Source organism: Nocardioides plantarum (assembly GCF_006346395.1).
GTDB classification, from domain to species: domain Bacteria; phylum Actinomycetota; class Actinomycetes; order Propionibacteriales; family Nocardioidaceae; genus Nocardioides; species Nocardioides plantarum.
In genome coordinates this window covers 176,714-196,725 of sequence record NZ_VDMS01000005.1, presented here as the reverse complement: position 1 = coordinate 196,725, position 20,012 = coordinate 176,714, and the positions used below count along the sequence as shown (strand labels likewise).

Sequence of the window (20,012 nt, the reverse complement as noted above, 5' to 3'; positions counted from 1 at the left end):
GGTGGAGCAGGCGGCCCTCGCCTAGAGGACGCCGGGGCCCGGGGCGCCGGCGGCGCCGCCCTCGGTCTCGGTCGGACCGGCCTTCTTGATGTCGACCGGGCCGTCCTCGACGGGCTTGCCGAGGTCGACGCCACCGATGTCGGCGGTCTCGAACGGCGGCAGGTCGGGCAGCTCGCCCATCTTCTGGCCCTTGAAGGTGAAGGTCGCGGTCGGACCCTCACCCTCGACGTCGACCAGCACGATCTGACCGGGACCGACCTCGCCGAAGAGCATCTTCTCGGCCATCGAGTCCTCGATCTCGCGCTGGATCGTGCGACGCAGCGGCCGGGCACCGAGGACGGGGTCGAAGCCCCGCTCGGCCAGCAGGTCCTTGGCGGCCTGCGTCAGCTCGATCCGCATGTCGCGGTCGCGCATCCGCAGCTCGACCGAGGCGACCATGTTGTCGACCATGTGGACGATCTGCTCGCGGCTCAGCGGCGGGAAGACGACGATCTCGTCGACACGGTTGAGGAACTCGGGCCGGAAGTGCTGCTTGAGCTCGTCCTGGACCTTGGCCTTCATCCGCTCGTAGGAGCCGGCGGCGTCACCGCTCTGGTTGAACCCGAGGTGGACCGACTTGTTGATGTCACGGGTGCCGAGGTTGGTCGTCATGATGATGACGGTGTTCTTGAAGTCGACGACCCGGCCCTGCGAGTCGGTCAGTCGACCTTCCTCGAGGATCTGCAGCAGCGAGTTGAAGATGTCGGGGTGGGCCTTCTCGACCTCGTCGAACAGCACCACCGAGAACGGCTTGCGCCGCACCTTTTCGGTGAGCTGGCCGCCCTCCTCGTAGCCGACGTAGCCGGGAGGCGAGCCGAAGAGCCGCGAGACGGTGTGCTTCTCGCTGAACTCGGACATGTCGAGCTGGATCAGGGAGTCCTCGTCGCCGAACAGGAAGTCGGCCAGCGTCTTGGACAGCCAGGTCTTACCGACACCGGACGGACCGGCGAAGATGAACGACCCGCCGGGACGCTTGGGGTCCTTGAGCCCGGCTCGCGTACGACGGATGGCGCGGGAGATGGCCTTGACGGCCTCGTCCTGGCCGATGACCCGCTTGTGCAGCTCGTCCTCCATGTGGAGCAGCCGCGTGGACTCCTCCTCGGACAGCTTGACGATCGGGATGCCGGTCGCCACCGCGAGGACCTCGGCGATGAGCTCCTCGTCGACCTCGGCGACCTCGTCCATGTCACCGGCGCGCCACTGCTTCTCGCGCTCGGACTTGCGCAGCATGAGCTGCTTCTCCTCGTCGCGCAGGCGCGCCGCGGCCTCGAAGTCCTGGCCGTCGATGGCCGCCTCCTTGCGGGTGCGGACCTCGGCGATCTTGTCGTCGTACTCGCGCAGGTCGGCGGGCGCCGTCATCCGGCGGATCCGCAGCCGCGAGCCGGCCTCGTCGATCAGGTCGATGGCCTTGTCGGGCAGGAACCGGTCGGAGATGTAGCGGTCGGCCAGCGTCGCGGCCGAGACCAGCGCCTCGTCGGTGATGGTGACGCGGTGGTGGGCCTCGTAGCGGTCGCGCAGGCCCTTGAGCATCTCGATCGTGTGGGCGATCGACGGCTCGGCGACCTGGATCGGCTGGAAGCGACGCTCGAGGGCGGCGTCCTTCTCGAGGTACTTGCGGTACTCGTCGAGCGTCGTCGCGCCGATCGTCTGCAGCTCGCCGCGGGCCAGCATGGGCTTGAGGATGCTGGCGGCGTCGATCGCGCCCTCGGCCGCACCCGCACCGACGAGGGTGTGGATCTCGTCGATGAACAGCACGATGTCGCCGCGGGTGCGGATCTCCTTGAGCACCTTCTTCAGACGCTCCTCGAAGTCACCGCGGTAGCGGCTGCCGGCGACGAGCGCGCCGAGGTCGAGGGTGTAGATCTGCTTGTCCTTGAGCGTCTCGGGCACGTTGCCACGGACGATGTCCTGGGCCAGGCCCTCGACGATGGTCGTCTTGCCGACGCCCGGCTCGCCGATGAGCACCGGGTTGTTCTTCGTACGACGGCTCAGGATCTGCATGACCCGCTCGATCTCGGTCTCACGGCCGATGACCGGGTCGAGCTTGCTCTCGCGGGCGTCCTGGGTGAGGTTGCGGCCGAACTGGTCGAGCACCAGCGACGAGGTCGGCGCGTCGCCGCTCCCGGTCTGGGCCGCGGCGGCCGCGGTGGACTCCTTGCCCTGGAAGCCGGAGAGCAGCTGGATGACCTGCTGGCGCACCCGGTTGAGGTCGGCGCCGAGCTTCTGCAGCACCTGCGCGGCGACGCCCTCGCCCTCGCGGATCAGGCCGAGCAGGATGTGCTCGGTGCCGATGTAGGAGTGGCCGAGCTGCAGCGCCTCGCGCAGGGAGAGCTCGAGCACCTTCTTGGCGCGCGGGGTGAAGGGGATGTGGCCCGACGGGGCCTGCTGGCCCTGGCCGATGATCTCCTCGACCTGGGCGCGCACGGCCTCCAGCGAGATGTCGAGGCTCTCGAGCGCCTTGGCGGCGACGCCCTCTCCCTCGTGGATGAGGCCGAGCAGGATGTGCTCGGTCCCGATGTAGTTGTGGGAGAGCATGCGGGCCTCTTCCTGGGCCAGCACGACCACCCGACGAGCTCGGTCAGTGAACCGCTCGAACATGCGCACTCCTAGAAGTCCTGTGGGGCCCGTCCGCTCCTGGGTGGAGAGAGGGGTACGGGAGGTACAACCCCTCGACCAGCCTACGCGTTCCGTGGATCACCCCAACGGAGTCCGCTGAGAGCGAACAAGGTCGGACCTGGTCAGAGCCCGGCGTGGGCGGCGGCCGGGTCGATGACCTCGAGACCGGACACCTGGGCGAAGTCGCGGTCGGTCGTCACGATCTGGTCGAAACCCTGGACCAGGGCCGTCGCAGCGTGGACGGCGTCGCGACCACGGATCGGCGTGGACTCCATCAGCCCGAGCGACCGTTGGAGCACGTCGACGTCGAACGGGTGGAGCACTGCCGCCGCGCCGAGCCTGCGGGCGGCGAGGACTGCCGTGCCGGTCGCGCCCCTCCGCATCCGGTGGAACACGAACTCCTGGATGGCCTCGACGCTGAGGTGGAGGACGCAGCGACCACCCGCTGCCGCACTCATCAGGTCGAGGGACGACTGCCGATGCTCGTGGGGCCCGCCGAAGGCGTAGAGGAGCACGCTGCTGTCGAGGAACACCCGCGCCGTCATCCGGGTGTCCGAGCCTGGCGCGCCGCGAGCTCGGCGTCGTAGAGGTCCTTCAGCGTGGCGGGGTCCTCAAAGGGCGGCTCGTCGTGGCTCGCCTGCGCCAGCTCGAGGACCAGACCGGCGGCATGCTGGCGCGCACCGGCGGCGTCGTCGAACCGCAGGTCGATGGCCTCGCGGATCACCGCCGCGACGCTGCGTCCCGACCGGCTCGCCTCGGCAGCCACCCGGTCGTAGCGCTCCTGGTCGAGGAGCAGCTGCAGGCGACGCTCCATAACCGACATACACATACATTAGCATGTGTAGCAGAGGCGACCTGTGCTCACGACGGCACGACGGTGCCGTCCACCTCCGACGTCGTCCAGCCCGCAGGCAGTCGCCGGATCGAGCGGCCCATGGCCTCGAGCAGGGCCTTCCCGCCCACCGGGTCGACCTGTGCCGCGAAGCCCACGTGATCGTCGCCGATCGACCAGAGTCCCTGGCACTGACCCTGCGCACAGTCCACGTAGCTGTAGAGGTCCAGGCCGTTGCTGGTCGACGCGACGGGGGTTGGGTCCGGGCCGTCACCCATGATCAGGAAAGCCATGTCCGAGGAGCCGGTGGACACCGTGAGGCTCTCGTCGGGGAACGGCGACGAGCCCCGGGGCGTCGGCTCGGCGGACCCGCGCGCGGGCTCCGTCCGCCGCGCGTTGCAGGCCTCGGCCAGCGCCTCGTAGTCCACGGGCCCGTCGCCGGTTCCGGCCCGACCCTGCAGCACGTAGGTCCGGTCCGGCAGGAACGGGTCGCACTCGTCCGCCTCGACCTGGGTCCACGTGTCGGGGACCGCGATCACGATGCCGTTGGCACCGACGAACTTCATGCCCGCGGGCGGCTCGGGTCGGTCCGACTCGGGCACCCGAGCGGCGGCGCGACCGTCGCCAGGGCCGTCGGGCACGACGAGACCGTGGCCGACCACGACGGCCGCGACCGCGACCGCGGCGCCGACCACCAGCGCCATCCCTCGCCGCCGCCGCCGTCGTACGACGGCCGCCCGCCCAGCCGCCAGCACGCCCACGAGGGGCGGCTCGACGTGCGGCACGCGCTCGGCCAGGTCGTCGACGTACGCACGGATCTGCGGGTCGCTCATCGCAGGTCTCCCTCTCCTCGGAAGGCGGCCAGCTCGACGGAGTCGCCGAGCTGGGCGATGGCACGCGACAGGCGGCTCTTGACCGTGCCCTGCGGCACCCGGCAGGCCTCGGCGATCTCGCGCTCGCTGAGCTGCAGGTAGTAACGCAGCAGCACGACCTCGCGGTGGCCCGGCGTCAGGTCACCGAGGGCGCGTCGTACGGCGTCGACCGCGACGACCCGGTCGGCCTCGTCGGGTCCGGCCGGGCCGTCGGGCAGGGCCGCGACGGGTCGCTCGCCTGCCGACCGCTTGCGCCGGGCCTCGCGGTGCACGTTGAGCAGCACCCTGGCGGCGTACGCCGTGCGGTTGTCGGCGCGGCGCACCAGTGTCCACTTGGCGTAGCAGCGGACGAGGGTCGACTGAGCGACGTCCTCGGCCTCGGGGAGGGTGCACCCGAGAAGGACCGCCGACCGCAGCAGTCTCTGCCACGTGCCGGCGGCCCACTCGGTGAACTCGCTGTCCTGGTCCATCACCCTCTGGATGGGACGAGCAGGGGTTCGGTTCCCTGGTGACGGCGCGCGGGTGGGGAACTACTGGGCGGCGTCGAACGCCTCGCGCACGTTGCCGGGGATCCGGCCGCGCTCGGGGACCTCGAAGCCGTTGGAGCGGGCCCACTCGCGGATCTCGGCGGCACTGGTACCGCCGGCGGGCGCGGACTTGCGGCTCGCGCCGGAACGGCGGGAAGCGGTGATCTTGCGGGAATATCCGACATATCCGGCAAGTGAGTCACGAAGGGCTTGCGCATTCTTGCTATTCAGGTCGATTTCGTAGGTGGTGCCGTCAAGACCGAAAGTCACGGTCTCCTCGGCCTCGGAACCGTCGATGTCGTCGACCAGGACGATGTTTACTTTTTGTGCCATGGCGATACCCCTTTGATGCTGATGAACAATGTGGTCTAGCGCCGCCACTATGCCACACGGGACAGCACCTCAAGAATTGCGACGAAAGACCAGCTCGAGGCCTTTGAGGGTCAACCACGGGTCGGCGTCGGTGAAGCAGTCGCATTCCCCGATGACCAGGGGTGCGAGATATCCGGTCGCTATCACCGAGACGTCGGCCGCACGCGTGGAATCGATAATGGCGAGCTCGGCGATCATGCGTTCCACCAGGCCCTCCACCAGGGCGGCGACCCCGAACACCATCCCGGACTGCAGCGCCTCCACCGTGTTCTTGGCGATGACGGACCGGGGCCGTACCAGCTCGACCTGACGCAGCTGGGCGCCGCGCCGCCCCAGGGCCTCCAAGGAGATCTCGATTCCGGGGCTGATCGATCCGCCGATGTACTGCCCGGCGGCATTGACGACGTCGAATGTCGTGGCTGTGCCGCCGAAGTCGACCACGATCGCGGGGCCGCCGTAGAGGGTGGCTGCGGCGACCGCATTCACGATGCGGTCGGTGCCCACCTCACGTGGATTGTCCATCAGCACCGGGATGCCGGTGCGCACGCCCGCCTCGACCACCAGGTGACGAAAGTCGGGGAAGTGGCGCGAGAGCATGTCGCGACCCGATTGCGTGACCGCCGGGACGGTCGAGCACATCACGATTCCCTCGATGCTCTCGAGACGCCGGCCGAGAAGTCCGCGAAAGAGCACGGCCCACTCGTCGGCGGTACGCCGCTCGTCGGTCGAGACCCGCCAGTCGGCCGAGACCACGCCGTCCTCGACCACGCCCAGCACCGTGTGGGCGTTGCCGACGTCGACGGCGAGCAGGGACATCACCCGGTCCGGAAGTCGAGGCCCAGGTCGAAGACGACGACCGAGTGCGTGAGCGCGCCGACCGAGATGAAGTCGACCCCGGTCTCGGCGACGGCGCGGGCCCGGTCGAGGGTGAGCCCGCCGGAGGCCTCGAGGGTCGCGCGGCCCGCGTTGATCGCGACCGCCTCGGTCATGGTCGCGTCGTCCATGTTGTCGAGCAGCACCTCGGTGCACCCGGCGTCGAGCACCTCGCGCAGCTGGTCGAGGTCGGTGACCTCGACCTCGACCCGCAGGCCCGGGTGGGCGGCCAGGACGGCCCGGTAGGCCGGGACGACGCCACCGGCTGCGACCACGTGGTTGTCCTTGACCATGGCCCGGTCGGCCAGGCTCGAGCGGTGGTTGGTGCCCCCACCGCAGCGCACGGCGTACTTCTGCAGGGCGCGCCACCCCGGCAGGGTCTTGCGGGTGTCGAGCACCCGGGCCCGCGTGCCCTCGAGCGCGTCGACCCAGTGCGAGGTCGCCGTGGCGACGCCCGACAGGTGGGAGGCGAAGTTGAGGGCCGTGCGCTCGGCGGTCAGGACGCCCGCGACGGGACCGGCGACGGTCAGGACGACGTCGCCGGGCTCCACCCGCGTGCCGTCGGGCACCCGTCCGGTCACCTCGACCGCGTCGCCGAGGGCGTAGCGGAACGCGAGCTCGGCGACCACGAGGCCCGCGACCACGCCGTCCTCGCGGGCGGCGATGTCGGCCACGGCGCGGCCCATCGGGGGCATCGCTGCGCTGGTGGCGTCGTCGGCACCGCCGGGCAGGTCCTCGTCGAAGGCGAGCACGACGTGCTCGAACACCGCGCGCGGGTCGAGACCCGCGGCGGCGAGCTCCTCGACCAGCGACCGGGGGGTGTCGGCGTACGACGTGCGGAGGATCGTCATGAGAGGTCCTGGTCGGTCGCCGGGGCGGGGTGGAAGGCGACCTCGGCGACGCCGTCGGTCATCACCGTGTCGACGTGGCCCGCCCAACGGGCGTCGTCGCGCTCGGGGTGGTCGTCGCGCCAGTGGGAGCCGCGGGTCTCCTCGCGCAGCGTCGCCGCGGCGGTCAGGGCGGTCGAGATCGTGAGCAGGTTGGTGGTCTCCCAGGCAGCGAGGTCGATGCCGATGGCCTCCTGGCCGCCGAGCTTGTCGAGCACGGCGGTGGCCTCGGCCAGCCCGGTGGCCCCGCGCAGCACGCCGACGCGCGACGTCATCACCTCCTGAAGCTCGTCGCGGGCCTCGCCCGGCACGAGCCCCGGCGTACGACGGTCGGGCGCCGCCTCGCTCCAGGGGCGCAGCTCCGCGGGGAGCACCTGCGCGATCCGGCGCGAGAAGACCAGGCCCTCGAGCAGGGAGTTGGAGGCGAGCCGGTTGGCGCCGTGGACGCCGGAGCAGGCGACCTCGCCGGTGGCGTAGAGCCCCGGGACGTCGGTGCGGCCGAGCAGGTCGGTGCGCACGCCGCCGGAGGCGTAGTGGCAGGCGGGGGCCACCGGGATGAGCGCGGTGACCGGGTCGACGCCGTGGCTTCGGGCGGTGGCGAGGATGGTCGGGAAGCGCCGCTCCCAGAACTCGGCGCCGAGGTGACGCGCGTCGAGCCACATGTGCGGGTGCCCGGTGTCGAGCATCCGCCGCATGATGGCCTTGGCGACCACGTCGCGCGGCGCGAGGTCGGCGAGCTCGTGGACGCCCTGCATGAAACGCTCGCCCTCGAAGTCGACGAGGAACGCGCCCTCGCCGCGCACGGCCTCGGAGATGAGGGGCTGCTGACCGTGGGAGTCGGGCCCGAGCCACATCACGGTCGGGTGGAACTGCACGAACTCGAGGTCGCGCAGCGTCGCGCCACCGCGCAGGGCGAGCGCCATGCCGTCGCCGGTGGAGACCGACGGGTTGGTGGTCTGGCTGAAGACCTGCCCGAGCCCGCCGCTGGCCAGCACCACCGCGCGGCAGTGCACGGCGCCGACGCCGTCGCGCTGGCCCTCGCCCATCACGTGCAGGGTCAGCCCGGCCACTCCCCCGTCGTCGGCGAGGAGCAGGTCGACGGCCAGGGCGCGCTTGATGACCTCGATCTCGGGCGCCGCGCCGACCGCGGCTATCAGCGCGCGCTGGATCTCGGCACCGGTCGCGTCGCCCCCGGCGTGGGCGATGCGGTCGCGGTGGTGACCGCCCTCACGGGTCAGCGAGATCTCGCCGTCGGCGTCGTGGTCGAACACCGCGCCGAGCGCGATCAGCTCGCGGACCGCCTCGGGGCCCTCGTCGACGAGCACGGCGACGGCCTCGGCGTCGCAGACGCCGGCACCGGCGACCAGGGTGTCGACCGCGTGGTCGTGGGGGCTGTCACCGGGCCCGAGGGCCGCGGCGATGCCGCCCTGCGCCCACTGCGTCGAGCCGGCGGCCAGGCGGTCCTTGGTGACGACCAGGACCCTCTCGACCCCCGCCGCGCGCAGCCGCAGCGCGGCGGTGAGTCCGGCGATCCCGGACCCGACGATCACGACGTCGGCGCGGGTGGTCCAACCGGGCTCGGGGGCGGTCAGCCGCCCCGGGAGGCGGCGTACGGCGGTGGGCATCGTCGAAGGCTAGTCGGCGTCAGTGGGCGCCGGAGCCGGCCACCGTGTCACCACGGGTGAGGCGCGCGTCGCCGAACGTCTCGGCCGGGTCGAGCCCGGTGGCCATGATCTTGTTGTCGGCGTCGACGAAGACGACGTGGGGTCGGTCGGAAGGTCCGGGCCTCCGCGGTCTCCATCTGGCCGTAGCCGATGAGGATCACCAGGTCGCCGGGGTGCACGAGCCGGGCGGCCGCCCCGTTGATGCCCAGGACGCCGCTGCCGCGCTCGCCGGCGATCGTGTAGGTCTCGAGCCGGGCGCCGTTGGTGATGTCGACGATGTGCACCAGCTCGCCGGGCAGCAGGTCGGCCGCGTCGAGCAGGTCCTCGTCGACGGTGACCGAGCCGACGTAGTGCAGGTCGGCCTGGGTCACCGTGGCGCGGTGGATCTTGGAGGTCATCATCGTGCGGAGCATCAGCTGGTCCTGTCGGGAGGCCGCGGGCTGGACCCGAGGATCAGGGGGACGTTGTCGATCAGGCGGGTGGTGCCGACCCGGGCGGCGACGAGTGCGCGCGCCTCGGTGCCGGGCTCGGGATCGGCCGACAGGGGCGACAGGTCGGGCAGCACGAGCTCGAGGTAGTCGAGGTCGAGCCCCGGGGCCGCGCGCAGCTCGGCCCGGGCCGCGTCGAGCGCCGCCGCGGCGCCGTACGACGCCTCGGTGGCTGCGGTCCGCAGCGCCCGGCTCAGGGCGAGCGCGACGGGGCGCTGCTCGGCGTCGAGGTAGCGGTTGCGGCTCGAGAGCGCGAGTCCGTCGGGCTCGCGGACGGTCTCGGCACCGACCACCTCGACCCCCAGGCACAGGTCGGCGGCCATCCGGCGGATGAGCACCAGCTGCTGGTAGTCCTTCTGCCCGAAGACCGCGACGTCGGGGCGGACCAGGCCGAAGAGCTTGGCGACGACCGTGAGGACCCCGGCGAAGTGGCCCGGGCGGCTGCGGCCGTCGAGGACCTCGCCGAGGGGGCCGGGATCGACGGTGACCGCCGGCGGCCAGGTCGGGTAGACCTCGTCGACGGCCGGGGCGAAGACCAGGTCGACGCCCTCCTCGTCGCACACCTCGAGGTCGGCGTCGAGGGTGCGGGGATAGCGGTCGAGGTCCTCGCCGGCGCCGAACTGCAGCGGGTTGACGAAGATCGAGACGACCAGTGGTCCGTCGCCCGTCTCGCGGCGGGCGCGGGCCATCAGGCTGGCGTGCCCGTCGTGCAGGGCGCCCATCGTCGGCACCAACCCGACCCGCTCACCCGCACGGCGCCGGGCGCCGAGGGCATCGGCGAGCTCGGCGCGGGTGGTGACCAGTCGCGGCGTGGTGGAGCCCCCGCTCACGTCGTCCAGCGGACCGGGGTGGCTGCGGCCGCGGCCTCGTCGAGGACCTCGCTCATCTTCAGCGCCCGGATCGGGAGCAGGCGACCGTCGGTGACGGCGCGGCTCAAGGTGGCCCGGGCGAGCGCGAGGTAGGTGGGCAGCGTGGTCGGGGCCTCGGCGAGGATGCCGTCGAGGTGGGCCTGGACGGTACCGACGTCGCCCCGCACGATCGGGCCCGTGAGCGCGGCGTCGCCGTGCTCGAGGGCGTTGTCGAGCGCGGCGGTCAGCAGCGGACGCAGCGTGGCGGCCGGGTCGTCGGCTCCCGCCGCGGCGAGGATCTCCATCGCCTCGGTGACCAGCGTGACCAGGTGGTTGGCCCCGTGGGCCAGGCCCGCGTGGTAGAGCGCCCGACGGGTCTCGGGCACCCACAGGCTGCGGCCACCGAGGTCGCTCACCAGCCTCGCCGCGAGCTCGCGCTCCTCGGGCTCGGCGGTGAGCCCGAAGACGCACCCGGCCAGCCGCTCGAGGTCGACCGAGGTGCCGGTGAAGGTCATCGCGGGGTGCAGCGCGATCGGCCGGGCTCCGACGGCGGTGGCCGGGGCCAGGACGCTCAGGCCGTGCCGCCCGCTGGTGTGGACGACGTACTGACCCTCGCGGAGGGCGCCGCTGTCGGCCAGCACGCGCACGACGTTGCCGAGCATGTCGTCGGGCACGGTCAGCAGCAGCAGGTCGCAGGCACGGGCCACGGCGCTCGGCTTGCCGCCGGGTACGCCGGGGAGCAGGTCGGCGATGCGCCGGCGGGACGCGTCGGACTCACCGGCCGCCGCGACGACCTCGTGGCCGGCGGCCCGCAGGGCCGAGGCGAGGACGGCGCCGACCCGGCCGGCGCCGACGACGCCGATGCGGAGTCGGTCGGTGCGGTGGTCGGCGGGCACGGGCGTGCTCGGGAGGTGCGACATCAGGAACCTTTCGTTCCAGTCCCGCGAGCGGGTACCGGACGATGTGCTCGAGTGCGTGTCTGCAGTGCAACGCCAGGCTAGCCCCAATGTTTCCGGAACGTCTCGTGCCGGTCACGTGAGCCATCCGACACGTTCACCCCTTGTTCCGGTCGGGCCGTGACGGCTACGGCTACGGCTGGACCAGGATCCGCACCGGGCTGCCGTCGCGCTCCTGCAGCCGGCGGATCCCCTCGCCCACGTCCTCGAGCGACACGATGCCGCTGATCGAGCGCGACAGGTCGAGGCGGCCGGTGGAGACGAGCCGTGCCAGCACACCGACGTCGGCGACGTCGTACCCGAGGTGCCCGCGGACCTGCTTGCGGCTCAGCCCGAACCCGAGGGTCGAGCCCAGCGAGACCTCCTCGAGGCTCATCCCGACGCCGACGAGGCGGCCGCGGGTGCCGAGCATGGCCAGCGCCTGCTCGAAGGTGACCGTGAGCCCGACGGCGTCGAAGGCGACGTCGAGCATCGCCCCGTCGGTGAGCTCGGCGATCCGGGCCGGCAGGTCGGGGTCGCGCGAGTCGAGGGCGAGGTCGGCGCCGAGCTCGAGCGCACGGGCCCGGACCACGGGGTCGAGGTCGACGGCCACGATCGGCGTCGCGCCCACCAGCCGCGCCAGCTGGACGACGTGGGTGCCGACCCCGCCGGCACCCCACACGCCCACGGACTCACCGACCCGCAGGTCGGCGGTGTGCACGACGGCGCCGTACGGCGTGGACACCGCGTCGGCCAGGATCGCGGCCTGCTCCAGCGAGACGTTGTCGGGGACCCGGGTCAGCCCACCGGCCTGGGCGAGCGTGTACTCCGCCCACGCTCCGTCGTACGCGAAGGCCATCAGGGCCAGGGCCGTGCACGAGCCGTAGTCGCCGCGCAGGCAGGACCGGCACACGCCGCACGGCCGACCCGCCGCCGGCACGACCCGGTCGCCGACCGCCCACCCGACGACGTCGGGCCCGATCGCGGCGATCGTGCCGGAGGCCTCGTGGCCCTGGGTGATCACCGGCGGCCCCATCGCGGGGAAGGTGCCGTCGAGCAGGCTCAGGTCGGAGTGGCAGATGCCGCAGAAGGCCACCTCGACGAGCACGTCGCCGGGCCCGGGCTGCGGCACGGGGACGTCGGTCACCTCGAAGGTGAGGGTGCGGGTGTCGAGCCGCTGGGCCCGCATCGTGCTGGGCAGGGGGCTGGGAACGGTGGTCGGGATCACGGGACGGAGCCTGCCATCGGGTACCTGGAGGGTCCCCCGGGGTGGAGCGGAGCGCACCTCGATGTTGGTTCAATCCGGTGCGCGGTATGTCCATGCGGTTACTCTGAATCGCTTTCGGCACTCTCCTCCGACTGATGGGGCCCTTTTCCATGATCGAGTTCGAGTCGGTGTCCAAGCGCTTCGACGACGGCACCGTCGCGGTCGAGGACTTCAGCTTCGTGCTCCCCTCGCGCCAGACGACGGTCTTCGTCGGGTCCTCCGGCTGCGGCAAGACCACGCTGCTACGGATGATCAACCGGATGATCGAGCCGACCTCGGGCCGCATCACCATCGACGGCGTCGACATCGCCGGCCGCAACAAGGTCGAGCTGCGGCGCAGCATCGGCTACGTGCTGCAGGCCGCCGGTCTGCTGCCGCACCGCAAGGTCGTCGACAACGTGGCGACCGTGCCGATCCTCCAGGGCGTCAACAAGTCCGAGGCGCGCAGCCGCGCGCTCGACCTGCTCGACACCGTCGGCCTCGACCGCTCGCTGGCCAAGCGCTACCCGCGCCAGCTCTCCGGCGGCCAGCAGCAGCGCGTCGGCGTGGCCCGGGCCCTGGCCAGCGATCCCAACGTCCTGCTGATGGACGAGCCGTTCGGCGCGGTGGACCCGATCGTGCGCGCCGACCTCCAGGCCGAGCTCAACCGCCTGCAGCGCGAGCTCGGCAAGACCATCGTGTTCGTCACCCACGACATCGACGAGGCGTTCCTGCTCGCCGACCAGGTCGTCATCTTCCGCAAGGGCGGCATCATCGCCCAGGCCGGCACCCCGGCCCAGATCCTCGCCGAGCCGGCCGACGACTTCGTGGCCAGCTTCATCGGCGCCGACAAGGGCAAGCGCACCCTCCACCTCCAGCAGCGCGAGGGCGACGACGGGCTCACCCTCGTCGTCGACGGCGACGGCAGGCCGATCGGCGTGCTGCGCGAGGGTGGGGTCGAGCCCGGCGCCGAGCCCTCCGCCGACCCGCTGGCCACGTCGGGCGACAGGGCCGACCCGTGACCTGGACCTTCGACAACCTCGACCTCATCCAGCGGCTGACGATCAACCACGTCAAGCTCGCCATCATCCCGATCGTGCTGAGCTTCGTGCTCGCGATCCCGCTGGGCTGGCTGGCCAACCGCAACCGCGTGTCGCGCGCCATCGTGGTGACCACCGGCAGCCTGCTGTTCACCATTCCGTCCCTGCCGCTGTTCGTGATCCTCCCGTCGATCATCGGCACCCGGGTGCTCGACGACACCAACCTGGTCGTGGCGCTCACGATCTACGGCGTCGCGATCATGGCCCGCTCGGCCGCAGACGCCCTGGCGTCGGTCGACCGCACTACGATCGACGCCTCCACCGCCGTCGGCTACTCCCCCACGGCGCGGTTCGTCCGGGTCGAGCTGCCCCTCGCCGGTCCGGTGCTGCTGGCCGGCATCCGCGTGGTCTCGGTCAGCACGATCGCCCTGGTCTCCGTCGGGGTCATCATCGGCTCGCAGAACCTCGGCTACCTGTTCCAGAACGGCAAGCAGCGCGGCATCCTCGAGGAGGTCGTGGTCGGGATCCTGGTCAGCCTCCTGCTGGCGCTGGTCTTCGACCTGGTCATCGTGATGATCGGGCGGCTGTTGATGCCGTGGAACCGGCCCGACCGCGCGAGGACCCGCCGGCGGCCCGTCGGTCCGGTCGACCCCGCCGACCCGGTCGACCCCGTCGAGCGGGTGACGCTGCAGGGCGCGGTGCGCGGCGCGGGCGGCGCCGACGGGCAGGCACGCTGATGGAGCTCTTCCTCAGCGCCGTGCGCTGGATCTTCGACGGGACCAACTGGCAGTCCGGCACGATCAGCCCGTTGCCCATCCAGGACCGACTGCTCGAGCACCTGCGCTACACCGCGACCTCGATCGTGATCGCGGCGGCCATCGCCCTGCCCCTGGGGTTCTACATCGGCCACACCGGCCGCGCGCGCCAGTTCGTCATCTCGTTCACCGGGGCGATGCGCGCCCTCCCGACGCTCGGGCTCCTCTACTTCCTGCTGATGGTGTTCGGCTACTGGCTCTCCTTCGACACCGCGCCGATCGTCGGCTCGACGATCGCCTTCGTCGTGCTGGCGATCCCGTCGATGCTCGCCGGCGCCTACGCCGGACTCGAGTCCGTCGACCGACAGACCGTCGACGCCGCCCGGGCCAACGGCATGACCGAGTGGCAGATCCTGACCAAGGTCGAGATCCCGCTGGGCCTCCCCCTGATCGTGGGCGGTCTGCGAGCCGCGACCCTGCAGGTGATCGCGACCGTCACGATCGCGTCGTACGCCGGGCTCGGCGGCCTGGGCCGCATCATCACCAGCGGCATCGGGCTCTACGACTACGACCGCATCCTCGGAGGCGCCCTGCTCGTCACCGTCCTGGCGCTCGTGGTCGACGGGCTCTTCGCCCTCGCCCAGCGCCTGACCGCCACCCCCGGACTCTCCGACACCCACCCTGCGGCACGTCGCCGCACCCACAGTCGGTCACCACGGCCGCGCGCGCCCGAGGGCGCGTGAACGAAGGGAACAACCACCATGACCCACCTGCTACGACGCCGCTTCGGCATGACCGTGGTCGCACTCGGCCTCGCGACCGCCATGGCCGCCTGCGGCTCCGACGACCCGACGTCGACGAGCGACAAGGACGCCGACCCCCAGGTGGCCAGCGGCGAGAAGATCGTCGTCGGCTCCTTCGCCTTCCCCGAGAGCGAGATCCTGGGCGAGATCTACGCCCAGGCCCTCGAGGCCAAGGACTTCGACGTCGACACGAAGTTCAACATCGGCCCGCGCCAGCAGACGATCCCCGCGCTGCAGGACGGCTCGATCAACCTGATCCCCGAGTACAACGGCAACCTGCTGGCCTACTACAACCCCGACTACACCGAGCGGACCACCGAGGAGGTCGACGGCGCCCTGGGCGACGCGGTCAAGAAGGACAAGCTGCGGGTGCTCGACTCGGCCGAGGCTGAGGACAAGGACGCCTACGTCGTCACCAAGAAGACCGCCGACGCCGAGGGCCTGACCGCCATCGGCGACCTGTCCAAGCTCGGCGACTTCAAGCTCGGGGCCAACCCGCAGTTCGGCGAGCTGGGCTACGGCATCCCCGGGCTCAAGAGCGTCTACAAGGTCGACGGCGCCGAGTTCGTCCCGATCGAGGACTTCGGCGGCCCCGACACCGTCAAGGCCCTGGTCGACGACTCCGTGCAGGTGGCCGACATCTACACCACGTCGCCGGCGATCAAGACCGACGACCTCGTGGTCCTCGAGGACCCCGAGAACCTCATCTCGTCGCAGAACGTCGTCCCGCTCGTCTCCGACGCGGCGTACTCCGACGAGCTCGCCGAGGTCCTCAACGGCATCTCGGCCGCGCTCACCACCGACGACCTGATCGCCCTGCGCGACCGGGTCGAGGGTGACGAGAAGGCCTCGGCCGCCGACGCGGCGACCGACTGGCTGAAGGAGAAGGGCCTGATCTGACCGCACCGCCCCGCGGCGTACGTCGCGGGGTGAGCGAGATCGCGACGGGGTCGTGGCCGGCAGCAGCCGGTCGCGACCCCGTCGTCGTCCTCCGGGCGGATCGGGCGCCGGGACCATCCGACTCGTTCGATCGAACGGGTCGGCGGGCGGATCCGGGCGCCGGGACCACCCGACTCGTTCGATCGAACGGGTCGGCGGGCGGATCCGGTCGCCGTCTCCGACCAACTCGTTCGATCGAACGAGTTGACGCATGGGCCCCCTCAGACCACCGGCACGTCGCGGTGCCAGCTCTCGGTGACGTACTTCGTCACCCAGCCCATCGACGTGTAGAGCCCGTCGGCGCCCGTCGAGGAGTCGGCGTCGACCTCGAGCCCGACGCGGTCGCGGCCTCGGCCGGCTGCGTCGGCGATGATCGTGCGCAGCAGGCCCTTGGCGACCCCGCGGCCGCGGGCGGCCTCACGGACGCCGATGTAGGAGACGTAGGAGCCGTCGGGGGCCGAGGACCCGGCGCCCGACTCCGAGACGGTGCCGACCAGCGCGCCGACGGGCTCGTCGGAGTCCTCGAGCTCGGCGAGCCACCAGTGGTCCCACCGGTGTCCGGGGTCCTCGCGCAGGCGGTGCAGGAACTCGTCGAAGGTCTCCTCCCACGAGTTGAAGTGGTCGCGGAACGCCTCCTCGAGCACGTCGTGGACGGCGCGCAGGTCGCTGTCGTCGGGGAGCCCGTCGCCCGCCCGGCGTACCTGCCGGAAGCGGACGCCGCGGTCGGACCACTCGTCGATCGACGGCACCAGGTCGGCCTCGTCGGCCACGACCGGGCGCGACATCTGCCACCAGGTGCGGACCCGGGTGAAGCCCGCGTCGGTGAGCCACCGGGCCTGCCGCTCGTCGCCGGCGTAGGCGCCGGTGTCGATCTGCTGCACGTCGAGGCCGCGGGCCGACCCGACGGCGACCGCCTGGCCGACGGCCCACTCGACGAGCAGGTCGGAGCAGGCCCGGGCGACCCGGTCGGGCAGGCCGCGCTCGACGACGTGCAGGAAGAGCATCCGGCCGCCCGCTCGGTCGTGGACGCTGCCCCAGGCCCGGGCCAGGTGGGCCTCGTCGCGCACGACGACGTTCTCGCGCGTGCGCAGTCCGGCCTCGGACACCTCGACGAGCACGTCGTCGACGCCGGCGCCGGCCCAGCCGCGGCCCTGTCGCTCGTGGTCGCGCAGCAGCTGGGTCAGCCGGGCGAGGTCGACCCGGTCGGCGGGGTCGGGCGAGTCGACGACCCAGCCGTCAGGCAGCGCAGCCGGGGGCTCACCGACGATCTCCTCGGGGTCGGGCTCGAAACGGCTCTCGTCGGGGATCACGTCGACTGATTCTGCCCGGTGGCCCGGGGTCCCGACCACGCGGTGCCGCGGTGGGGCCCGGTGGGTACGGCGCGGGTCAGGCGCGCTTGCGGCGCAGCGCGGCGCCGGTGGACTGCCAGGCGGCCAGCTCGCCCTGCACGATGTCGAGCTCCTGCTCGAGCTCGGCGACCCGGACGATGGCGACCGCGGCCCGCTCCTCGGCGTCGCCCAGGCGCGAGGCGACCCGCCGCAGCTCGTCGGCGGAGGCCTCCTGGACCGCGAGCACGCGGGCCTGCTCGACCGCGAGCTCCTCGCGGGTCGCCGCGACCTCGGCCGCGGCGTCGGCCAGGCGGCTCTCGAGCCGGGAGATGGTGGCCTCGTGGCGGGCCAGCCGACCGCTGGTGTCGGCGACGTAGAGGGCCTGCTCGGTGGTGCGGGTCTCGGTGATGGCGGCGTAGGCCTGGGCCTGCTCGGCCCGGTCGCGCGCCCACAGACGACGGGTGTCGGCGACCTCGGCGTAGGTGATCCGGGTGGCACCGATCCCGAGCGCGGCTGCGGCGACGGCGGCGAGGGTCGCGACCAGCCAGGAGCCGCTGAGCACGGCGGCGGCGACCGCGAGGACCGCCAGGGCGAGGAGACCGCCGGCGACGACGAGACGGGTGGAGCGCTGCCGACGGCGCGCAGCAGCGCCGGATCGTGCTGACGGGGAAGTCATGCCCGCAAAACTAGTTGTCGCGGTCGTCCGATCGGACGCGACACGCACGCTCGAGCAGCAACGATGCGACGACGGTGAGCAATCCCCCCAGTGCGGCGAGCCCGGAGCGGGCGACTCGCTCGTCGGCCAGGGGCGAGGCGTCGCCGAGCCACGTCACGGCGTACCCGAGGTAGCCGCCGCCCACGACCGATCCCGCGATCGCGCAGGCCCGGGCCAGCACCAGCCGGTTGACCGCGCGGTGCGGGGCGAGCCGCTCGCGGCGGACCTGGACGGTGCGCCAGGTCGACCAGGCGGTGCCGCCGACGATCGCGGCGACCAGGAGCAGGCCCAGCGGCTGCGGCCAGGTGACCAGCGGCGCCGTGTCGTCGATCCGCTCGGCGACGGGGCGCACCAGGAGCCCGACCACCAGCCCCGCAACGGCCCAGCCGAGGAGGACTACCGGGCGGGTGGGCTCGATGCTGCCCCGATCGGTGGTCACTCGACGTCGAGGGTGAGGTCCTCGCGCAGGGTGAGGCCGTCGGTGCCGGTCGCGGCCAGCAGCTCGCTGATCGGGCCGAAGCCGGGCAGCTCGGCGTCGGGCTCGAGGTCGAACCACGGCTTGAGCACGAAGGGCCGCTCGGCCGCCCGCGGGTGGGGCAGCTGGAGGGTGTCGGTGTCGCTGCGCCGGTCACCGACGACGATGAGGTCGACGTCGAGGGTGCGCGGGGCGTTGGCGACGTCGCTGCGCTCGCGGTCGTAGGCGTCCTCGACGGCCAGCGCCCGCTCGAGCAGCCGGTTGGCCGCGAGCGTGGTGTCGGCGAGCAGGATCGCGTTGAGGAAGTTCTGCGAGCCGGGCGGGCAGTCGACGGGCGCGGTCTCGTAGACCGGCGACACGGCGGTGACCCAGACGTCCGGGGTGTCGGCGATCGCGTCGACGGCGCCCTGCAGGCTCGAGAGGGAGTCGCCCAGGTTGGAGCCGAGCGCGATGACCACCCGTCGGATCGGGCGCATCTCACCGGTGAGGGTGTCGGCGTCGACGATGTTGGGGTTGGGGGTCTCAGTCACGGGGGACCTCACGCTCTCGGGTGATCGTCAGCGCGACGTCCGCGAACGTCGCGTCGATGGGGGCTTCGGGTTTGTGGACCGTGATCCGCGCCCAGTCAACCCGGTCGTCCAAGAGACAGACGTCCGCGATCCGCTGGGCAAGGGTCTCGATCAGGTCGACCGGGTCTTTCTCCACGGCGGCTTTCACCGAGGCCACGAGACTCCCGTAGTCGACGGTGTGGTGCAAGTCGTCCGTGGCGGCGGCGGGGCGGGTGTCGAGTCCGAGCACGAGGTCGACGAGGAAGGTCTGCCCCTCCCGCCTCTCGAACTCGAAGACGCCGTGATGACCTCGGCACTCGATGCCGAGGACGGCGAGCTCGTCGGTCACCGGGTCGTCACCCGTGCATGTGTTGCCACACGGACAGCACATCACGGGTCCCGCGCACGTCGTGCACCCGGACCCCCCAGAGCCCGGGTCGGCCCAGCAGGGCCAGGGTGACCGCGTGGCTCGCGAGGTCGCGCCCGAGCGGCGGGCGCGGCGTACCGTCGGCGTCGGCGAGGAGCGCGCCGAGGAACGACTTGCGGCTGACGCCGACGAGCACCCGGTGCCCGAGGGAGGCGACCTCGTCGAGCCCGCGCAGCAGGTCCCAGTTGGTCGCCCCGGTCTTGGCGAAGCCGATGCCGGGGTCCACCACCAGCCGGTCGGCGGTGATGCCGGCCGCCAGGGCCGCGGCGACCCGCTCGCGGAGCTCGCCGACCACGTCGGCCACCCCGCCCGGGTAGTCGGTGAAGTCCTGCATCCGGTCACTGTGTGCCCGCCAGTGCATCGCGATGTACGACGCCGGCGTGGCGGCCACGGTGCGCAGCATGTCCGGGTCGGCCAGGCCGCCCGACACGTCGTTGACGAACCCCGCCCCGGCGGCGACGGCCGCGGCGGCCACCTCGGCCCGCATCGTGTCGACGGAGACCTGGGCCCCCTCGCCGACCAGGGCCTCGATCACGGGCAGCACCCGGTCGAGCTCCTCGGAGACCAGCGGCCGGGTGGCCCCCGGCCGGGTCGACTCGCCGCCCACGTCGAGGAGGTCGGCCCCGTCGGCCAGGAGCTGGCGGCCGTGGGCCACGGCGGCGTTGGTGTCGGCCCAGCGCCCACCGTCGGAGAACGAGTCGGGCGTGACGTTGACGACGCCCATCACCACGACGGAGCCGGCCATCCCGCGAACCTACCGCCGCCGGGCGACGAGGGGGCAGG

At 72.2% G+C, this 20,012-nt stretch carries 22 protein-coding genes and 1 pseudogene; 4 read left to right on the top strand and 19 right to left on the bottom strand.

The window, feature by feature from the left end; translation table 11 throughout:
* Nucleotides 1-21 precede the first annotated feature (21 nt).
* From FJQ56_RS19535 to FJQ56_RS19475, 13 genes are all read right to left on the bottom strand, one after another.
* Entirely contained in the window at nucleotides 22-2,637 is a 2,616-nt protein-coding gene (locus FJQ56_RS19535; protein ID WP_140011284.1) for an ATP-dependent Clp protease ATP-binding subunit, read from the bottom strand.
* A gap of 140 nt (nucleotides 2,638-2,777) precedes the next feature.
* Nucleotides 2,778-3,200, bottom strand: a complete 423-nt coding sequence (locus FJQ56_RS19530) for a type II toxin-antitoxin system VapC family toxin (RefSeq protein WP_140011282.1) — start codon at nucleotides 3,198-3,200, stop codon at nucleotides 2,778-2,780.
* Entirely contained in the window at nucleotides 3,197-3,478 is a 282-nt protein-coding gene (locus FJQ56_RS19525; RefSeq protein WP_140011281.1) for an antitoxin, read from the bottom strand. The genes FJQ56_RS19530 and FJQ56_RS19525 overlap by 4 nt, the downstream gene beginning before the upstream one ends.
* A gap of 38 nt (nucleotides 3,479-3,516) precedes the next feature.
* The gene (locus tag FJQ56_RS19520; RefSeq protein WP_140011280.1) at nucleotides 3,517-4,320 is read right to left on the bottom strand and encodes a hypothetical protein; all 804 of its coding nucleotides are present in this window, start codon (nucleotides 4,318-4,320) and stop codon (nucleotides 3,517-3,519) included.
* Entirely contained in the window at nucleotides 4,317-4,829 is a 513-nt protein-coding gene (locus tag FJQ56_RS19515) for a SigE family RNA polymerase sigma factor (protein WP_140011279.1), read from the bottom strand. Before FJQ56_RS19515 ends, FJQ56_RS19520 begins: the two co-directional genes overlap by 4 nt.
* Before the next feature lie 60 nt (nucleotides 4,830-4,889).
* Nucleotides 4,890-5,219 (bottom strand): histone-like nucleoid-structuring protein Lsr2, encoded by a 330-nt coding sequence (locus FJQ56_RS19510; RefSeq protein ID WP_140011277.1) that lies wholly within the window; start codon nucleotides 5,217-5,219, stop codon nucleotides 4,890-4,892.
* Between the two features lie 69 nt (nucleotides 5,220-5,288).
* Nucleotides 5,289-6,074, bottom strand: coding sequence for a type III pantothenate kinase (locus tag FJQ56_RS19505; RefSeq protein ID WP_140011275.1), 786 nt, complete (start codon nucleotides 6,072-6,074; stop codon nucleotides 5,289-5,291).
* Nucleotides 6,074-6,982 (bottom strand): carboxylating nicotinate-nucleotide diphosphorylase, encoded by a 909-nt coding sequence (gene nadC / locus FJQ56_RS19500; RefSeq protein ID WP_140011273.1) that lies wholly within the window; start codon nucleotides 6,980-6,982, stop codon nucleotides 6,074-6,076. Before nadC ends, FJQ56_RS19505 begins: the two co-directional genes overlap by 1 nt.
* Nucleotides 6,979-8,643 (bottom strand): L-aspartate oxidase, encoded by a 1,665-nt coding sequence (locus FJQ56_RS19495; protein WP_140011272.1) that lies wholly within the window; start codon nucleotides 8,641-8,643, stop codon nucleotides 6,979-6,981. The genes nadC and FJQ56_RS19495 overlap by 4 nt, the downstream gene beginning before the upstream one ends.
* Nucleotides 8,644-8,690: 47 nt before the next feature.
* Entirely contained in the window at nucleotides 8,691-9,095 is a 405-nt protein-coding gene (gene panD / locus FJQ56_RS19490) for an aspartate 1-decarboxylase (RefSeq protein WP_425464901.1), read from the bottom strand.
* Nucleotides 9,095-10,000 carry a pantoate--beta-alanine ligase gene (gene panC, locus FJQ56_RS19485; RefSeq protein ID WP_140011271.1) on the bottom strand — a complete coding sequence of 302 codons (906 nt, stop codon included), beginning with the start codon at nucleotides 9,998-10,000 and terminating at the stop codon, nucleotides 9,095-9,097. The genes panD and panC overlap by 1 nt, the downstream gene beginning before the upstream one ends.
* Nucleotides 9,997-10,938, bottom strand: a complete 942-nt coding sequence (locus FJQ56_RS19480; protein WP_140011270.1) for a Rossmann-like and DUF2520 domain-containing protein — start codon at nucleotides 10,936-10,938, stop codon at nucleotides 9,997-9,999. The genes panC and FJQ56_RS19480 overlap by 4 nt, the downstream gene beginning before the upstream one ends.
* Nucleotides 10,939-11,107: 169 nt before the next feature.
* Nucleotides 11,108-12,154, bottom strand: coding sequence for a zinc-binding dehydrogenase (locus FJQ56_RS19475; RefSeq protein WP_140011640.1), 1,047 nt, complete (start codon nucleotides 12,152-12,154; stop codon nucleotides 11,108-11,110).
* Between the two features lie 176 nt (nucleotides 12,155-12,330).
* Here FJQ56_RS19475 and FJQ56_RS19470 point away from each other — a divergent pair, with 176 nt between their 5' ends.
* From FJQ56_RS19470 to FJQ56_RS19455, 4 genes and pseudogenes are all read left to right on the top strand, one after another.
* Nucleotides 12,331-13,221: an ABC transporter ATP-binding protein gene (locus tag FJQ56_RS19470; RefSeq protein WP_140011268.1), complete on the top strand. Its 891-nt coding sequence runs from the start codon at nucleotides 12,331-12,333 to the stop codon at nucleotides 13,219-13,221.
* Nucleotides 13,218-13,844, top strand: a pseudogene (locus tag FJQ56_RS19465) (ABC transporter permease); the annotation flags it as partial. The gene FJQ56_RS19470 and the pseudogene FJQ56_RS19465, both read left to right, overlap by 4 nt.
* A 131-nt stretch (nucleotides 13,845-13,975) precedes the next feature.
* The gene (locus FJQ56_RS19460; RefSeq protein WP_140011265.1) at nucleotides 13,976-14,737 is read left to right on the top strand and encodes an ABC transporter permease; all 762 of its coding nucleotides are present in this window, start codon (nucleotides 13,976-13,978) and stop codon (nucleotides 14,735-14,737) included.
* Between the two features lie 18 nt (nucleotides 14,738-14,755).
* Entirely contained in the window at nucleotides 14,756-15,697 is a 942-nt protein-coding gene (locus tag FJQ56_RS19455; protein ID WP_140011264.1) for an ABC transporter substrate-binding protein, read from the top strand.
* Between the two features lie 260 nt (nucleotides 15,698-15,957).
* Here the strand turns inward: FJQ56_RS19455 and FJQ56_RS19450 are convergent, their stop codons facing one another.
* The 6 genes from FJQ56_RS19450 to folP all read right to left on the bottom strand — a co-directional run bounded on the left by FJQ56_RS19450 (nucleotide 15,958) and on the right by folP (nucleotide 19,974).
* Nucleotides 15,958-17,046, bottom strand: coding sequence for a GNAT family N-acetyltransferase (locus tag FJQ56_RS19450; RefSeq protein WP_211351258.1), 1,089 nt, complete (start codon nucleotides 17,044-17,046; stop codon nucleotides 15,958-15,960).
* 76 nt (nucleotides 17,047-17,122) lie between these two features.
* Entirely contained in the window at nucleotides 17,123-17,740 is a 618-nt protein-coding gene (locus tag FJQ56_RS19445; RefSeq protein ID WP_140011262.1) for a hypothetical protein, read from the bottom strand.
* A 10-nt stretch (nucleotides 17,741-17,750) separates the two neighbouring features.
* Nucleotides 17,751-18,218, bottom strand: a complete 468-nt coding sequence (locus tag FJQ56_RS19440; protein ID WP_140011260.1) for a DUF3180 domain-containing protein — start codon at nucleotides 18,216-18,218, stop codon at nucleotides 17,751-17,753.
* On the bottom strand, nucleotides 18,215-18,784 hold the full coding sequence (gene folK / locus FJQ56_RS19435; protein ID WP_140011259.1) for a 2-amino-4-hydroxy-6-hydroxymethyldihydropteridine diphosphokinase: 570 nt from the start codon (nucleotides 18,782-18,784) through the stop codon (nucleotides 18,215-18,217). Before folK ends, FJQ56_RS19440 begins: the two co-directional genes overlap by 4 nt.
* Nucleotides 18,777-19,151 carry a dihydroneopterin aldolase gene (folB, locus tag FJQ56_RS19430; protein WP_246084263.1) on the bottom strand — a complete coding sequence of 125 codons (375 nt, stop codon included), beginning with the start codon at nucleotides 19,149-19,151 and terminating at the stop codon, nucleotides 18,777-18,779. The genes folK and folB overlap by 8 nt, the downstream gene beginning before the upstream one ends.
* A gap of 7 nt (nucleotides 19,152-19,158) precedes the next feature.
* The gene (folP, locus tag FJQ56_RS19425; protein ID WP_140011257.1) at nucleotides 19,159-19,974 is read right to left on the bottom strand and encodes a dihydropteroate synthase; all 816 of its coding nucleotides are present in this window, start codon (nucleotides 19,972-19,974) and stop codon (nucleotides 19,159-19,161) included.
* Nucleotides 19,975-20,012 lie beyond the last annotated feature (38 nt).

What these genes read in the sequence shown, in the direction of transcription:
- FJQ56_RS19535 (WP_140011284.1), bottom strand. Translation starts at nt 2,637, where the DNA reads ATGTTCGAGCGGTTCACTGACCGAGCTCGTCGGGTGGTCGTGCTGGCC.
- FJQ56_RS19530 (WP_140011282.1), bottom strand. Translation starts at nt 3,200, where the DNA reads ATGACGGCGCGGGTGTTCCTCGACAGCAGCGTGCTCCTCTACGCCTTC.
- FJQ56_RS19525 (WP_140011281.1), bottom strand. Translation starts at nt 3,478, where the DNA reads ATGTCGGTTATGGAGCGTCGCCTGCAGCTGCTCCTCGACCAGGAGCGC.
- FJQ56_RS19520 (WP_140011280.1), bottom strand. Translation starts at nt 4,320, where the DNA reads ATGAGCGACCCGCAGATCCGTGCGTACGTCGACGACCTGGCCGAGCGC.
- FJQ56_RS19515 (WP_140011279.1), bottom strand. Translation starts at nt 4,829, where the DNA reads ATGGACCAGGACAGCGAGTTCACCGAGTGGGCCGCCGGCACGTGGCAG.
- FJQ56_RS19510 (WP_140011277.1), bottom strand. Translation starts at nt 5,219, where the DNA reads ATGGCACAAAAAGTAAACATCGTCCTGGTCGACGACATCGACGGTTCC.
- FJQ56_RS19505 (WP_140011275.1), bottom strand. Translation starts at nt 6,074, where the DNA reads ATGTCCCTGCTCGCCGTCGACGTCGGCAACGCCCACACGGTGCTGGGC.
- nadC (WP_140011273.1), bottom strand. Translation starts at nt 6,982, where the DNA reads ATGACGATCCTCCGCACGTCGTACGCCGACACCCCCCGGTCGCTGGTC.
- FJQ56_RS19495 (WP_140011272.1), bottom strand. Translation starts at nt 8,643, where the DNA reads ATGCCCACCGCCGTACGCCGCCTCCCGGGGCGGCTGACCGCCCCCGAG.
- panD (WP_425464901.1), bottom strand. Translation starts at nt 9,095, where the DNA reads ATGCTCCGCACGATGATGACCTCCAAGATCCACCGCGCCACGGTGACC.
- FJQ56_RS19480 (WP_140011270.1), bottom strand. Translation starts at nt 10,938, where the DNA reads ATGTCGCACCTCCCGAGCACGCCCGTGCCCGCCGACCACCGCACCGAC.
- FJQ56_RS19470 (WP_140011268.1), top strand. Translation starts at nt 12,331, where the DNA reads ATGATCGAGTTCGAGTCGGTGTCCAAGCGCTTCGACGACGGCACCGTC.
- FJQ56_RS19460 (WP_140011265.1), top strand. Translation starts at nt 13,976, where the DNA reads ATGGAGCTCTTCCTCAGCGCCGTGCGCTGGATCTTCGACGGGACCAAC.
- FJQ56_RS19455 (WP_140011264.1), top strand. Translation starts at nt 14,756, where the DNA reads ATGACCCACCTGCTACGACGCCGCTTCGGCATGACCGTGGTCGCACTC.
- FJQ56_RS19445 (WP_140011262.1), bottom strand. Translation starts at nt 17,740, where the DNA reads ATGACTTCCCCGTCAGCACGATCCGGCGCTGCTGCGCGCCGTCGGCAG.
- folP (WP_140011257.1), bottom strand. Translation starts at nt 19,974, where the DNA reads ATGGCCGGCTCCGTCGTGGTGATGGGCGTCGTCAACGTCACGCCCGAC.